The organism is Pyxidicoccus trucidator, assembly GCF_010894435.1.
In the GTDB taxonomy this organism is placed as follows: Bacteria; Myxococcota; Myxococcia; order Myxococcales; family Myxococcaceae; genus Myxococcus; species Myxococcus trucidator.
In genome coordinates this window covers 313,680-327,531 of record NZ_JAAIXZ010000008.1, presented here as the reverse complement: position 1 = coordinate 327,531, position 13,852 = coordinate 313,680, and the positions used below count along the sequence as shown (strand labels likewise).

The window sequence follows — 13,852 nt, the reverse complement described above, 5'->3', positions numbered from 1 at the left end:
GGCGCTCAACAGGCGGGTCCACCAACGGCTCCGACCTGGGCAGGACCGGAGGCTTGCGGCGCACCCAATCCCGAGGGCTGGCGCATGCCCAAGGGGACCGTGCCTACTCCCGCGTCGCCTCCACCATCCGCGGAGGCGGGGACACCGTGAGGATGCCGCTCTCCCCCGGTGCGCTCCGCGCCAGCACGCGGCCGTCGGAGGACACCACCGCCGCGACGCCTCCCAGCGAGGCCCGCACCGCGGGCATGCGCAGCTCCACCGCCCGCATCACCACGCCGCCGATGGCCTGGTCCATGGCGAAGCGACTTCCAGCCAGGGGCAAATCACTGGCCAGGACCGCGAGCAGCGCTCCTCCCGCCTCCCGTCCACGCAAGGCGGTGGCGCGGCTGAAGGCCTCGTAGCAGATGAGCGGAATCACCTTCCGCCCCGCGAGGGACAGCAGCGGTCGCGCCTGGCTTGCGACCAGCGGCTCCCCTCTTCCCTGAAGCCCGAAGATGGAGCGCTCCCCGATGGGGACGAGAATGGACTTCCCTCGGGTCTCCTGCAGCCGCCCGTCCGCGTCAAAGGCGGCGGCGGCATTGAAGAACCCCTCGGGCGTCCGGAGCATCAGCCCCGCGATGGCGGGGACCGGCAGGCGCGCATCGAAGGCCTCGATGACCTCCGGCCGTGACACCCGTCCCTCGGTCCCCCGCTGGAGCCCCCGCACCGTGGACTCCGGCCAGATGAGCCGCTCCGTGGCCTCGGGCACCGACTCCGGCACCCGCACGGACGAGGCCATGTGGACCACGCCCGTCCCCTGGAGCGCATCGTCCGCCACGGGCAGCCGGGGCAGCGCGGCCAGGGCCACCAGGACGCCCACGGCCGGCAGCAACAGGCGGCGCGAGCGCAGGGCCACGGCCTCTCCAACGCATACGGCGGCGAGCAGGCAGAGCACCAGTGTGGGCACCCACCCCACGAAGCCCACGGCCCTCAGGATTGGCGGCTGCATCCACTGGGAATGCAGCACGTGCGTCATGGAGAAGCCGCTCCACGCCTCCAGCGCCGCCTCGCCCAGCACCCATCCCACCGGCAACCAGTACCTTGGAGGCACCCGCTTCACGGGCAGCGCCGCCAGCGCCAGCAGCGGCACCTGGGACAGCGCCCCCGTGGCCGCCCAGCCCAGCAACGCCACGATGAACGGAGGAGGAAGCCAGGGGGCCGTGTAGAACCCCGCCGTCCCCACCCACCAGTGCAGGGCCACGCCCTGGCGCACCAGCGCAGCCAGCAGCAGCACCGCGGCGGCCTGGCGCCAGCCGTTGGCGCGGTGGAGCGCCCACCCCAGCAAGGCGATGCCCACCCAGGCCAGCGGCTGCGCCCACGTCCACAGGAAGGCGACGCCCAGCGCGACACCCGAGCCCAGGGCCAGCAGCAGGCTCATCGCTTCCGGAACCTCTCGGGCGGAACGGGGACCAGCGCCGTGACTTCCCCCGGGAGCGCCACCTTCACGAGGTTGGGGTGCTTGCGCGCCAACCGGGCCTCCAGCACCGCGGGCTCCCAGCGCGACACCTCTTCGAGGGCCGTGTCCATGGCCTTCGCATCCAACCGCCACAACGCGAGCGCCTTGCCAGAGCGCGTCCGGACGAAGCGGGCGCGCTGCTCGGGGCTCCCGGCCTGGAAGAAGCCCTCGTCATAGAGCAGTCCATCGAGGGGCAGCTTGTACGTGGAGCCCAGCACCCAGGCCCCCGGCGCCTCTTCCGCGAGCGCCGTGAGCAGCGGCGTGGAGAAGCCGTAGCAGGTATCCAGGACGATGAGGTCCGGGCGGTAGCACCGAGCCACCCGCGCGAGGTCCTCCGGGGACGCGTTGAGATAGCTCGGAGGCATGCTGTGTCCGCTGAGCACGAGCACCTCGGCCCTCACTCCCGAGGGACAGGAGAAGTCCTCGAGGGCCACATGCGGGCAGCGGCCATCGGAGCACGGCGACTGCTGCAGCTCGGCGACATCCGCTCGCGAGTAGAGCGCCACGACGCGCTCCTGCACACCGGGGGCCTGCTGACACGCGCAGGCCCCCAGAAGCAGGGCCAGGAGCCAGTGCCTTACCAACACAGTCATGGACGGCTCCAGTTCCTGGTCCGAAACACCGGCAGGCCTGCTAGCAGCGGCACCAGAACGAGGCGCACCACGAGCGGCAGTAGTTGCTCAGCCCGGTGAGCCTGCAGCCGTTCCGCCTGTACTGCTGGGAGCAACCGACGGTGGAGCCCACGTACCAGACGCCCACCGCGACGAGGACGACGACGGCTGCCTTCCCCGTCTTGTCCTCGGGGAGGTACTTGCTGACCACCTCGATCATCGTGAACAGGGAGTAATCGGAGACGCCGTCCAGCGCCCCGGTCTCGAGGAGGATCTTGGCCGCTTCATCCTCGTTGGCGGCCAGCTTGTCACCCACCTTGATGGTCTTGTCCGCGTTGAAGACCATGTGCAGCTCGCCGCCTTCATGGTGGACCCAGGCGTCGCCCGTCTCGTTGTTCACCGTGTAGAGGGTGCGCTCCCCGGTCTTCTCGTCATACACCTCGAGGACGGCGTCCTCCGTGCCGCGGACGAGCGTCTGCCGCAGGACGAAGTTCATGAATCGGGGCGCCTCGTCATGCAGCGCAATGCCAAGCCGGCCAAACCGCTCCAGGCTCCCGTCGACGACTTGCGAGGGCTCCACGTCGCTGACGACGATGTGCGCGGCCAGGGCCTCGCGCGCCTTGGCCATCGGGTTGGCCTCGGGAGCACGGCTGCAGCCAATCTGAACGGTGAAGACCGCGAGCATCGCGAGCGTTACCGCGCGCAGGCCGTTGGAAGAACCAGGGTGTGACTCAGCCGGATGAGACATGTGGGGGACACTCCTCTTGCTGCGGGGAACCCGCACCCGGCTCGAGGCCGGGTGCAAGGATTTCGGCATTTCCATGAAATGCAGAAAGTGGGCCATCTCTGGCCTCCCTCGAAGCGGTGTCGCCACCCCGGTGCTGTTGTTACGTCCGCCGCTACAAACACGCACTCTCCGTGACATCCGGCGCTACAAACCCTACCCTCGCGCCGACCCCAGCACCCGCCCCAGCCGGGCCACAGCCTCTTCAATCCGCGCCGGCTCGCAGTTGCTGAAGTTCAGCCGCATCCAGTGCGCCGCGGACCTGCCTCCCGCCACAGTAACGCCGCACCGCCCAGGTGAGGTTGTGGAGGCTCAGTCCATCCGTGGAGTCGATGGTGTCCTGAGCGGCGTGAGCAATCCAGCTTGTGCCAGCAACTCCTGCACACGAGCCGCTAGCGCGACATGCTCCGGATTGCTGGCCGTGAAGCGCTCGGGAGTGAGGATTACCAGCGTGCCCTTGTCACCCACAGGCTCGGTGCGAACAGGCGCGGGTAACGGGGGCAGTTCCCCCCGGCTGCGCGCGAAGTACATGACCCACCCGACAAACGTCCCCGCCCTGGAGAGCTTCAGCACCTCATCCCGATGCACCTGCGACGTGGCGATGCTCCACTCCGGCTCCCAGGCCAGGGCCATGGCGCGCAGGACCTGCACGAGGGTGGATGCTGACAGGACACGCTCCCTGACGGCCCCCTCCGTGGGGAGGCTCAGCGTGCAGAGGTCTCCCAGCAACGCGGAAGTGGAGCCGCAAGCAAACCGGACTCCGCTGCTGGCTCCATCTCGCTCTCCATTCCAGGCGGAGAAGGCGATGCCCGCCTCGTCGCGCCGATACTTCTTCTTCTTGAACAACCCGAGCAGCGTCTCCGCATCTGGCGTGAACTGGAGCTTGAGAGCCTCGGAGCGGCCGGCTGCCTTCTCGAACCACCGGGTAAACGTCACGTCGGCAGCGGAAAGCAGGTGGAAGAAGGACTCAGCGCGCCGAGCATAGGACTCGAGCGTTTCGACCCGTCCGGGCCAGTACGCGCCGGCATAGTAGGACTCGATCATGCTGGGGACTGTCCCTGTCATCTGACTGGCGTGAAGACCACTTTGATGTCGCCGAGCTCGCTCTCATGCAGCATGGCCCTCACCGCGTCAGCAACGTCGCGCTCCGCGAAGTGCCACTCAATGGGTGTGCCCATGGCCGCTTTGAGTTGCCGCTCTGCCTGCTGAAGCATTCCGTCCGCACCTCGGAACCATGACCTGAAGCTGCCATTCTTGAGGAACTTTGCGTAACCCAGCCCCTTGGTCTCCAGTAGGACACCACTCCTGTAGCCATCGAACTTCACATCCCGGACCTTGTAGGCCAGCCCTTCGGGGGCCCCGGTGACCTGAGCCTGATACTCGCGCGAGGCATGGCTCATGCTCTCGTTCGCGGGCTCCCACCGCCCCGGCCCATCGGCGGGGGGCTGCGCTCCACCGCCAGAGCGCGCCCGCTGAAGGATGATGGCCGCACCGGGCCCACCGCCCAGCACCGTGGCCGCCTGCCCCACCGGCACCGCGACGCGCTCCATCACCAGCGCACCCTCCGCGGACAGGGACAGCACCGGCACGGTGGCCTCCGCGCCACGCAGCGCTCCCGTCACGGTGCGTGTCACCCCCGAAGCTGCGCCCCAGGTGGCAATGAGGTTCGTGGTCAGCTTGGAGAGCGCCTTCACCTGCTCGCCACGACTCATGTGACGGAAGCGCTCCAGGTACTCGGGCGAGGACGCCACCAGCGCGGCGAGTCCCGAGGGCAAGTGCCGCAACGCCGCGAGGCTGTCCGCCGGGGATGTCAGCAACTGCCCCATTGCCATGACCAGCTCGACGAAAGCCTCCTCCGCCCCGTCCAGCGTGCGCCCCACGTAGTCAGCGTCGTCATACACCTCGGCCAGCACACCTCCGCCGGCGTCCCGCAGCCCGTCGTCCAGGACGCGGAACGCCCCACCCTTCCCCGAGTAGAAGCGCCCCAGCTCGAACGGGCCCGAGCGGAAGGAACCGTCATTCCACTGCACCGGCCCCACGCGCTGCTGCGTCCGCCCGCTGCGTGTCCAGGCCAGGTATCCATCCGGCCGCAGCACGGCCACCATGGAGAAGCGCTCCACCCGGCGCAGCAGCTCCTCCCGGGACACCTCACCGCCCTCCAGCACCTCCCGCAGCACGTGTCCCACCGCCTGCCTCGGCGGGAAGTTGCTCAGCGTCACCGGCCGCGCCATCAGCAACGCCAGCACCCGTGCCGCCTCTCGCGGTGACAGGGCGTCACGACGCGGCAGCAACTCCGCGCTGTCCAGCCCGGCGGCCACCAGCAACTGCTCGAAGGCGTCCAGCCGCACCGCGCCCTGGGTGACAGCGCGCACGGCCAGGTCCGCGGGGCTCGCCATCGCGACCACCACGCCCCGCCGTCCACCTTCCTCGCGGGACAGGCGCTCCGCACGAGCGCCCTCCGACTTGAGCCGTCGCGAAGCTCCCGCGCCATGGCCAGGGGCCCCGTGCGTCGAAGGTACCGAGGTGCAACCGGCGACGGCGCACGCCAGCAGCAGGCTCCACCCTCTCCACATCCGGAACGCCCCTGTCTCCACCGCTCCACGGTAGGAGCCCGAGCCTACGTGACACTCCCGGAAAACCCACCCCGGGACTCCACGTCCCACCTCCGGCACAGGTCTCCCGCGACACTCCCGGGTGTCCGGAATCCGTGTCCGCGCACCACCCCTCGCGGGTCATTTCCCTCGACGTGACTTCTCTTTCCGGCCCGTCGCGCAAATGATGGCCACCGGGCCGGAACCACGCTGGAACATCCCTATGACGATGGCGACATCCTCGACGAGAAGACGCACGGCACTCCCCCTACGACAGCGAGGCGCGGCCCTCGCCTGCCTCCTGGCGCTCACGGCCGCGACACCGGCCCTGGCCCAGGATGACGGCGCGGGCGGGTCCGAGCTCCACCGCTTCGGCCTCCTGCTGGACGCGGGCGCTCCGCACGGCGTGGGAGTGTCCGCCGTGCTCCGGCCGCTGCCCTGGCTGCGGCTCCAGGCGGGCCCCACCACCAACACGCTCAGCTTCGGCCTGCGCGGCGGCGTCAGCATCCTCCCCTTGCAGACCTTCATCGCCCCCTCCTTCAACGCCGAGGCGGGGCACTACTTCGGCTCCGAATACAGCGAGGTCGTCGACTGGCTGGGCGCCAGCCCCAGCCGCACCTCCGCCGCCATCCGCGACGTCACCTATGACTACGTCAGCGGCAGCGTCGGCCTGGAGGTGGGCTCGGCCAGCCGCTTCAATTTCTTCCTCCACCTGGGGCTCAGCTACGTGGCGCTCGGCGTGGACGACGCGAGCGCCCTGCTCCAGGACGCCACGGACGACCCGAGCGTCACCGCCCGCAACCTCTCCGTGCGCGCCACCATCCCCTCCGTGAAGGTGGGCTTCCTCTTCTACTTCTACTGAGCAGGAGCACGACGAACATGCGAACGACATCCTTCCGCGCCCTGCTGCTCTCCTCCGTCGCGCTCCTCGCCACCGGCTGTGACTCGCTCTTCTTCATCGAGGCCGAGGCCGAGGAGATCTGCAAGTCCGAGCCGGGCCTCGAGTTCCCCGCCGCCTTCCCCGGCACCGCGAGCGTCCAGCAGACCCTCACCTTCCCGCTGGGCGACTTCTCGGACCCGCTGCCCGAGGAGGCCGACGTGGAGACCGAGCTGCGCCTCAAGCTCTTCGAGGTGACGGCCGACACGGACCTCAGCGGAATCGAACGCGCCACCGTGTCCGTGCGCACGCCGGGCACCGAGGACACCATCCTCATCGGCGAGTACCGACGCACCGGCACCGCCCCCACGCAGACCCTCCGCATCACCGGCACCGGGGGTGTGGACCTGCTGGACCTGGCCCGCCAGGAGGAGCTGGACTTCGTCTTCGACGCCCGGGGCTCGCTGCCCACGGAGTCGTGGACGGCCACCCTCCGGGCGTGCGCCGGCATCCGCGCCAAGGCGAGCTACTTCGACCTGGTGTTCTGAGTTCCGGGGCGCAGCCCTTGCGCCCCCGCCCTCCCGGCACGCAGCGGCTGCGTGTCGGGGACGAAGGCCCCGAGCCGGCGCACGCGCTGAGCCTTTCCTCAGGCCACGCTGAGCGGAGTCGCCGCCACGGCCAGGGGAACGGGCTCGGCGGCAGCCAGGTCCTCGACGGGTGCCGGCGGCTGCACGCCGAGGAACTCCCGCCGCGTGCCCATCAGGTTGTCGAAGAACGGGTGCGTCACGCACCAGTTCGCGTTCTGGTTCCGCCCCATGTGGTGGTCGTAGTGCCAGGGCACGTGCTGGCGTGCCCAGGCCGGGTCCAGGTGCGCGCGCCGGTGCACGAGGTAGTAGTTCACCGCGCTGGCCCACACCGTGCTCACGAAGAAGGGCGCCACGGGGAACAGCGGCGCGTGTGCCACCGCCAGCGCCGCCAGCCCCAGCAGCTCCTTCGTCTTCGCCGACCAGGTCCACAGCGAGCGCATGTACTGGTCGTCCACCATGTCGTGCCGCCGCGACTTCTGGTGGTGCTCGTGCCAGTGGAAGCTCCAGACGCTGTCCCGGTGCTTGCCCAGGCCGTGCAGTACGTAGCGGTGCAGCACCCATTCCCCGAAATTGGAGTACGCCCAGCCCAGTGGAATGCCGATCATGGTTGCTCTCCGGCGGGCGCCCGGCCGACGCCACGGTGCGAATAATGACTATTTGGTCACTCTTTTTCTACAACGCAAGAAGTCGGAGTGCACGCCAATGGTGAGCCGGGACGGCACGCGGGGCACGGGAGCGGGCACCGCCCCGGAGGCGGGAAGCAGGCCCGGGCGTCCGGGCGGGCGGAGGGAGGCCCACCGGCGTGAGCGGACGAAGGAGCTGGAGGACGCGGCGCTGAGGCTGTTCCTGGAGCGGGGGCTGGACGCCGTCACCATCGACGACATCACCCAGGCGGCCGGGGTGGCCAAGGGGACGTTCTACCGGTACTTCGACGACAAGGCCGCCCTGGTGGACGCGCTGCTGGAGCCGGTGCGCCGGGAGCTGCTCGCGGGGATGGAGGCGTGCGGCCGGTCGCTCGCGCAGGCGCGCGACGTGGAGGCCATGTTCGACGCCTACCGCGCGGTGGCGGCCGTCATCGTCGGGGCGCTCCTGCAGTACCCCGGCGTGGTGCGGCTGTACCTCCAGGAGAGCCGCGGGCCGGCGGTGGGCGCGCGCACCAAGGTGGCGGAGCTGTCGAAGCTGGTGGCGCGGCACGCGGTGGAAATCACGGAGAAGGCGCACACGCACGGGCTGCTGAGGCCCATCCGCCCGGCGGTGAGCGGGCTCGCGGTGGTGGGCGCGGTGGAGCGGCTGCTGCTGGCGGTGCTGAGCGAGGAGGACCTGGGCAATCCGCTGGAGCTGCCCGACGCGCTCACCACGCTGGTGCTGGACGGACTGCGGCTGCCTCCGGGAGCCAACAAGCCCGGCCGCCGGAAGCTGGACGGAGGCCCCAAGCGCCCTTAAGGGTGGGACGTGGGACGCAAGCGGGCGAAGGGCGGCGGATTCGACGTACCCGGGTGGGCGTGGCTGGTGCCGTGTGCGCTCGTGCCCGTGGTGCTGCTCAACGTGGGCATCTCCTGGCTCGGAGAGACGAGCGTCTCGCCGCTGTCGTTCCGCTTCCTGGACGCCAAGGCCGACGCGCTGCGCGCGTACGCGGAGCACCGGCCCGCGTGTCTGCTGGAGGGGCATCCGGAGCTGGAGCCCCTCATCACCGCCGCCGAGCGCCGGCACCGGCTGCCCCCGGGGCTGCTGCGGGCGCTGGTGCAGGTGGAGTCGGAGACGCGGGTGCACCGCATCTCCCCGGCGGGCGCCATGGGCCCCGGGCAGCTCATGCCTGGCACGGCGGAGATGCTGGGCGTGGAGGACCCGTTCGACCCGGCGCCGGCCGTCGACGCGAGCGCGCGATACCTGGCCGAGCAGCTCCGGCGCTTCGGCGACGTGCGGCTCGCGGTGGCCGCGTACAACGCGGGCCCGGGCGCGGTGGACGGCCGCGTGCCGCGCAATGGCGAGACGGAGCACTACGTGCCCAAGGTGCTCGCGGCGTGGAAGCACACGCGGCCGTCCGCACCGCCAGCGGCCGTGGCGAAGCGCTCGCCAGGCACGAAGACAGTGGCCCGGGCCACCGCGAAGCCTGCCCCTGTGACGAAGCCCGTGGCCCGGACGAAGCAAGCCGCTCCGGCCCGCGCGAAGCCACCGGCCTCCACGTCCGCGAACACGCGGTCGAAGCCCGCCGTCGTGGAGCCCGCGCGACGCGGCTGAGCGGGCCCTGCCGCCCCCTGGGACGTTGCGGGCGTCACGGCATGCCTCCGCCGCCCACGGCCATCCTCCCATTGACGGACCTCCTCCCGTTGACCGACCTCGGGCGGATGACGGACGCGCGGGCCTGAACCTCCGTGAGACGAAGGGGACCACCACGGCATCTCCCCGCCGCTCCCGAGGCACTTCATGAGCAGAAGGTTCACCGTTGCTGGCGTCTCCCTGCTGACCCTCCTTGGCTTCCTCGGCGGGGTGACGCTGTTCGGCGACAACATCCGCAAGCTGTTCGGCGCCTCCGCCGGCTCCCTGGCCGGCCACCCCTCCGCGAGCGTCCCTTCCCTTCAAAGGAAGACGCTCACCAGCTTCGGGCAGAGCACGGGCACGGGCGCGCAGGCGCCCTACACCTCCGGCAACAGGCACACGCGGCACGCGCCCAACCCCTTCACCCTCACGCGGGATGACAGGCTCTCCACCTTCGCGGTGGACGTGGACACCGCGTCCTATGCGCTGTTCCGCCGCACGGTGCAGACGGACATGCTGCCCCACCCGGACTCGGTGCGGGTGGAGGAGTGGGTGAACTACTTCCGCTATGAGCTGCCCGAGCCCCAGCCCGGCACCGGCGACTTCCACGTGGACCTGGAGGCCGCCCCCTCGCCCTTCACGCCCGACCGGTATCTGGTGAAGGTGGGGCTCCAGGGCCGGCGGGTGGCGAAGAGCGAGCGCAAGCCCACGCACCTGGTCTTCCTGGTGGACACCAGCGGCTCCATGAGCGGCCGGGACAGGCTGGAGCTGGCGAAGACCTCGATGAAGCTGGCGGTGGGAGGGCTCAACGAGCAGGACACGGTGGCCATCACCACCTATGCGGGGAACGTGCGCACGGTGCTGGAGCCCACGCCCGCGGGGCAGCGCGAGGACATCGAGGAGGCCATCGACTCGCTCTCCACGGGGGGAGGCACCTCCATGGGAGACGGCCTGGAGCTGGCCTACCGCCAGGCGGCGCGCAACGCGGGCACCGGCGTGGTGTCGCGCGTGGTGGTGCTCACCGACGGGGACACCAACCTCGGGCACAACCAGACGGCGGACTCGATGCTGGAGAGCATCCGCGGCGCGGTGAAGGAAGGCGTGACGCTGTCCACCATCGGCTTCGGCATGGGCAACTACCGCGATGACCTGATGGAGCGGCTGGCGAACCGGGGCAACGGCAACTGCTTCTACATCGACTCGGAGCGCGAGGCCCGGCGCGTCTTCCAGGAGCAGCTGGCGGGCACGCTGGAGGTCATCGCGCAGGACGTGAAGGTGCAGGTGGACTTCGAGCCGGACGCCGTGCGCGGCTACCGGCTGGTGGGCTACGAGAATCGCGACGTGGCGGACCAGGACTTCCGCAACGACACGGTTGACGGCGGCGAGGTGGGCGCGGGCCACTCCGTCACCGCGCTGTACGAGGTGGAGCTGACGGGCGAGGGAACGCGACTGGCCACGGTGCGGGTCCGCGCGAAGCGGCCGGGCGGTACCGAGGCGGCCGAGCAGCGCTTCCCGCTGGAGCGCCACAGCGTGCACGAGTCCCTGGCGGACGCGTCGGCGGACCTGCGCTTCGCCACGGCGGTGGCGGGCACGGCGGACGTCCTGCGCGGCGCGCGCCAGGCGGCGGACTGGAACCTGGCCCGGGCGGAGTCGCTCGCGGAAGGCGCACTGGACGACCGCCCCGATCGCGAGGAGTTCCTCTCACTGCTGCGCCGCGTGCGCGAGCTCCGCGCGCCCGTCAGCTCGTCACGCTCCAACGAATATTAGGGTGCGATTGGAGTCGCACGTCTCTGTCCAACACCGCACGCCAAGGCCTCGGGAGGCCGTGGCGTGCGCGAAGACGCTCCGACTCCCGGTAGAATGCTGACAAGCACGACACGACTCCGGGTGCTGCCAGACAAAGCCTCGTGCGGACCTCGGCGCCGGAGGGTGCATGTCCGACAAGCACCACGTCTTCGTCAACGGGATGACGCCTGTCACCTCCGAGAGCGAAGGCAAGGTCGTGGGCTTCCCTGATGTCTGCAAGACACCGTCACCGGGCGGGCCCGTTCCCATTCCCTACCCCAACCTCGCCCAGAGCAAGGACCTGGAGAACGGCTCGAAGCGGGTGAGCATCAACGGCACTCCGGTGGCCTTGAGGGATTCGTACCTCGGCACCTCCACCGGCAACGAGGCCGGCACCGCGGGAGGTGGCGCCGCCTCCGGCAAGACGAAGGGGCGCGCGCACCCGGTCAACTACTCCTTCGACGTGAAGATTGAAGGCAAGCCGGTGGTGCGCAACTTCGACCTCTTCACGTTGAATGACCACAACGCGCCGCCCTTTCCCATCATCCAGCCCCAGGGCACGCCGCCCGTGGCCGGGCGGGTGGAGGAGGTGAAGCTCGAGCGCCCGATGGAGAAGTGCGACTGGTGCGGCAAGCAGAAGCACGACTTCGACAGGAAGGGGCGGGTGGGCAGCAACCTGGGCAGCTCCGCCGTGCTCGGCCGCAACATGCTGGAGGGAAGGGAACTGGCAACGCACCCCTGGTACGCGGGGCCCTTCTCCCTCGCCGCTCACCACCTCATCTGCCTCGAAGCGCTGGACACTCCGAGATGGGCCGAGTTCTGCCCGCGGTTCGGCTACCACCCGGACCGCAAGCCCAATGGCGTCTTCCTGCCAATGAAGCTGGCGTTGGCCTGCCAGCTCTTCGTGGCCGTACACCGCGGCCACCACGCCGAGGGCTTCGCCTTCGACCTGCACCTCGCCTATCCAGATGCCGTCATGAGCAAGCTTCGTACCGTGGCAAAGAAGTTGGAGGGCGGCGAGTACTGCTCAAACCCAGAGACGCTGCTTGAGGAACTGGACGACCTGAGCGCGGAGATTCTGGCCAAGGTGGACTCCGGCCTATGGACACTCACCCGGGACGGCGAGGACTATGCCCTGGGAGGAAGGGGGTGCGCGGGATTGACGAGCATCCGCGAAAAGCCAACCCACGCCACATGCCCCCACGGCCGCCGCCACCAACTCAAGCACGCGGTGACAGGGCGACTGCTGGCCAGGCACCCCCTCAAGCCAGGTGAATGACCTCCATGCAAACCGACTACTTCGTCATCATGCGCGCGGGCCCCAGCACCTACCCCTTGCTGGAATGGGATGAATACCGCCTGGGCTTCTTGAGGCCCGCGCCCGTCGACGCCACCGTGCCCATCCAGTTGCGCCTGGGTAGACCCGTGCCTCGCGCCCCCGTCATGGTCGACTACCACAGCCTGCCCGAGCCGGTCGTCTCGGAGCGCCTCAAGGACGCGCTGGCGGCGCTCGACCTCTTCGGACTGCAGCTCGTCCCGGCCGACGTGAAGGTGAAGCCGGACGACGTGCGCCGCTACTGGCTGCTGCACGTCTTCAATTGGATTGCCTGCATCGACCGGCAGTCCTCCGCAACCTCACTCTCTCGACGCGGTACGGTGCTGGGCATCGACAAGCTCGTACTGGATGAGAAGGTCTTGCAGGAGATTCCCCTGGAGCGTCGGCGCGTCTTCTGTCTGGACGAGTTCATCTCCACGCACCTCTTCCACCACTCCGTGGTGGAGCAGGTGCTGGCACTCAACCCGGAGGGCGTGCGCTTCGTCCGCGTGGACCAGTGGAACGACTCCGCCGGCTTCAAGCCGTAACGGCGCCCTGCCCGCTCATGGGAACGTCACGCCGCCCAGCGTCACCGGCCGCGTACCGCCCGCCTCCCACAGCTTGAGGATGAACGGCCCCCGCATTTCCGTGACTGGGGCTTCCGCCTCCACGACCACCTTGTCGGTTCCTCCTCCGGCGATGGGCGCCTGCTGCCATACGGCCAGCACCTTCAGCTCCACCCCCTGCCTGCCCGCGAGCACCAGGCTCGCGCCCTCAGCCGCCCACGCCGCCGCGCCCGCCGGGTTCGCCAGGTGCAGCCGGACCGCCACACGGGTGGCGGCGCGGTAGGAATGGACGCGCGCCCATTCGAGCGCGCTCGACGGATGCCGCGTGATGCGCTCGCCGATGTCCTCGGCGGCGACGCCCGTGTCCCCCGTGAGGTCCAAGGCGAGCAGGCCCGCCAGCCCGCCCGGGCCGGGCCGCTCCGCGCGCAGCCGCGCGTTGTCCTCCTGGCACCGCCGCACCTCTTCCTCCTTCGCCTGGAGCTGCTGTCGGAAGGACTCCGCCGTGCGCGTCTGGCGGTACACGTTCACCAGCGGCTCAGCCTGGGCGGCATGCACCACGAGCAGCAGGGTGGCGCTCGCCGGGGCGGCGGTGTCGTCGAAGCGCACCGTCAGCCGGAACCGCTCTCCCGGCACCATCTTCTCCGAGGGCACCAGCTTGAGGGTGCTCCGGGCGGCGTCCACGAGCGCGAAGCGCCCCTCGCCCTCCAGCCCCACCGACCCTGGCGCGAGCGCACCATCGAAGTTGATGAGGGTGGGCTGTCCGGAGCTGATGCAGACCTGAACGGGGGCCTCCAGGGGCAGCGCGGGCAGCTCGACGTGGCGGACCCCCATCTGGCAGGGCGCGGACTTCAACCCGGTGGGGTCGGGGCCCGCCAGCAGCAAGGGCACCAGGAGGACGGCGGGCAGGGCGGCGGGCATGAAGCGGAACCTCCCGGGTAGAGGGCTGACGCGGGGACGTACCGTATTGCCTCTACCATGCCCCGTG

14 protein-coding genes are annotated in these 13,852 nt (G+C 70.0%); 7 read left to right on the top strand and 7 right to left on the bottom strand.

Features of this window, described 5'->3' with window-relative positions; genetic code table 11:
• Positions 1-103 precede the first annotated feature (103 nt).
• The 5 genes from G4D85_RS23730 to G4D85_RS50350 form a co-directional block, all read right to left on the bottom strand.
• Positions 104-1,417 carry a nitrilase-related carbon-nitrogen hydrolase gene (locus G4D85_RS23730; protein ID WP_164015813.1) on the bottom strand — a complete coding sequence of 438 codons (1,314 nt, stop codon included), beginning with the start codon at positions 1,415-1,417 and terminating at the stop codon, positions 104-106.
• Positions 1,414-2,088 carry a hypothetical protein gene (locus G4D85_RS23725; RefSeq protein WP_164015811.1) on the bottom strand — a complete coding sequence of 225 codons (675 nt, stop codon included), beginning with the start codon at positions 2,086-2,088 and terminating at the stop codon, positions 1,414-1,416. Before G4D85_RS23725 ends, G4D85_RS23730 begins: the two co-directional genes overlap by 4 nt.
• A gap of 40 nt (positions 2,089-2,128) precedes the next feature.
• On the bottom strand, positions 2,129-2,854 hold the full coding sequence (locus G4D85_RS23720; protein WP_164015809.1) for a hypothetical protein: 726 nt from the start codon (positions 2,852-2,854) through the stop codon (positions 2,129-2,131).
• A gap of 348 nt (positions 2,855-3,202) precedes the next feature.
• Positions 3,203-3,934 (bottom strand): immunity 52 family protein, encoded by a 732-nt coding sequence (locus G4D85_RS23715; RefSeq protein WP_164015808.1) that lies wholly within the window; start codon positions 3,932-3,934, stop codon positions 3,203-3,205.
• A 17-nt stretch (positions 3,935-3,951) separates the two neighbouring features.
• On the bottom strand, positions 3,952-5,298 hold the full coding sequence (locus tag G4D85_RS50350; RefSeq protein ID WP_275900311.1) for a Tox-REase-5 domain-containing protein: 1,347 nt from the start codon (positions 5,296-5,298) through the stop codon (positions 3,952-3,954).
• Between the two features lie 406 nt (positions 5,299-5,704).
• On the opposite strand from G4D85_RS50350, the gene G4D85_RS23705 reads away from it, so the two are divergent.
• Both G4D85_RS23705 and G4D85_RS23700 read left to right on the top strand, forming a co-directional pair.
• A complete protein-coding gene (locus G4D85_RS23705; RefSeq protein ID WP_164015804.1) occupies positions 5,705-6,343 on the top strand; it encodes a hypothetical protein in 639 nt (212 codons plus the stop codon).
• Between the two features lie 17 nt (positions 6,344-6,360).
• On the top strand, positions 6,361-6,906 hold the full coding sequence (locus G4D85_RS23700) for a hypothetical protein (protein ID WP_164015802.1): 546 nt from the start codon (positions 6,361-6,363) through the stop codon (positions 6,904-6,906).
• Between the two features lie 98 nt (positions 6,907-7,004).
• Here G4D85_RS23700 and G4D85_RS23695 read toward each other — a convergent pair whose 3' ends face one another.
• Complete coding sequence (locus G4D85_RS23695; RefSeq protein ID WP_164015800.1) at positions 7,005-7,550, bottom strand: hypothetical protein; 546 nt, start codon at positions 7,548-7,550, stop codon at positions 7,005-7,007.
• Between the two features lie 97 nt (positions 7,551-7,647).
• Here G4D85_RS23695 and G4D85_RS23690 point away from each other — a divergent pair, with 97 nt between their 5' ends.
• The 5 genes from G4D85_RS23690 (at position 7,648) to G4D85_RS23670 (ending at position 12,849) form a co-directional block, all read left to right on the top strand.
• Entirely contained in the window at positions 7,648-8,388 is a 741-nt protein-coding gene (locus G4D85_RS23690; RefSeq protein WP_164015797.1) for a TetR/AcrR family transcriptional regulator, read from the top strand.
• Between the two features lie 9 nt (positions 8,389-8,397).
• Positions 8,398-9,183 carry a lytic transglycosylase domain-containing protein gene (locus G4D85_RS23685; RefSeq protein WP_164015796.1) on the top strand — a complete coding sequence of 262 codons (786 nt, stop codon included), beginning with the start codon at positions 8,398-8,400 and terminating at the stop codon, positions 9,181-9,183.
• Positions 9,184-9,369: 186 nt separating this feature from the next.
• The gene (locus tag G4D85_RS23680) at positions 9,370-10,968 is read left to right on the top strand and encodes a vWA domain-containing protein (protein WP_164015794.1); all 1,599 of its coding nucleotides are present in this window, start codon (positions 9,370-9,372) and stop codon (positions 10,966-10,968) included.
• Positions 10,969-11,134: 166 nt separating this feature from the next.
• Complete coding sequence (locus G4D85_RS50345) at positions 11,135-12,265, top strand: PAAR-like domain-containing protein (RefSeq protein ID WP_164015792.1); 1,131 nt, start codon at positions 11,135-11,137, stop codon at positions 12,263-12,265.
• Between the two features lie 5 nt (positions 12,266-12,270).
• Complete coding sequence (locus G4D85_RS23670; protein WP_164015790.1) at positions 12,271-12,849, top strand: imm11 family protein; 579 nt, start codon at positions 12,271-12,273, stop codon at positions 12,847-12,849.
• 15 nt (positions 12,850-12,864) lie between these two features.
• Here the strand turns inward: G4D85_RS23670 and G4D85_RS23665 are convergent, their stop codons facing one another.
• Entirely contained in the window at positions 12,865-13,785 is a 921-nt protein-coding gene (locus G4D85_RS23665; protein WP_164015787.1) for a DUF2381 family protein, read from the bottom strand.
• Positions 13,786-13,852 lie beyond the last annotated feature (67 nt).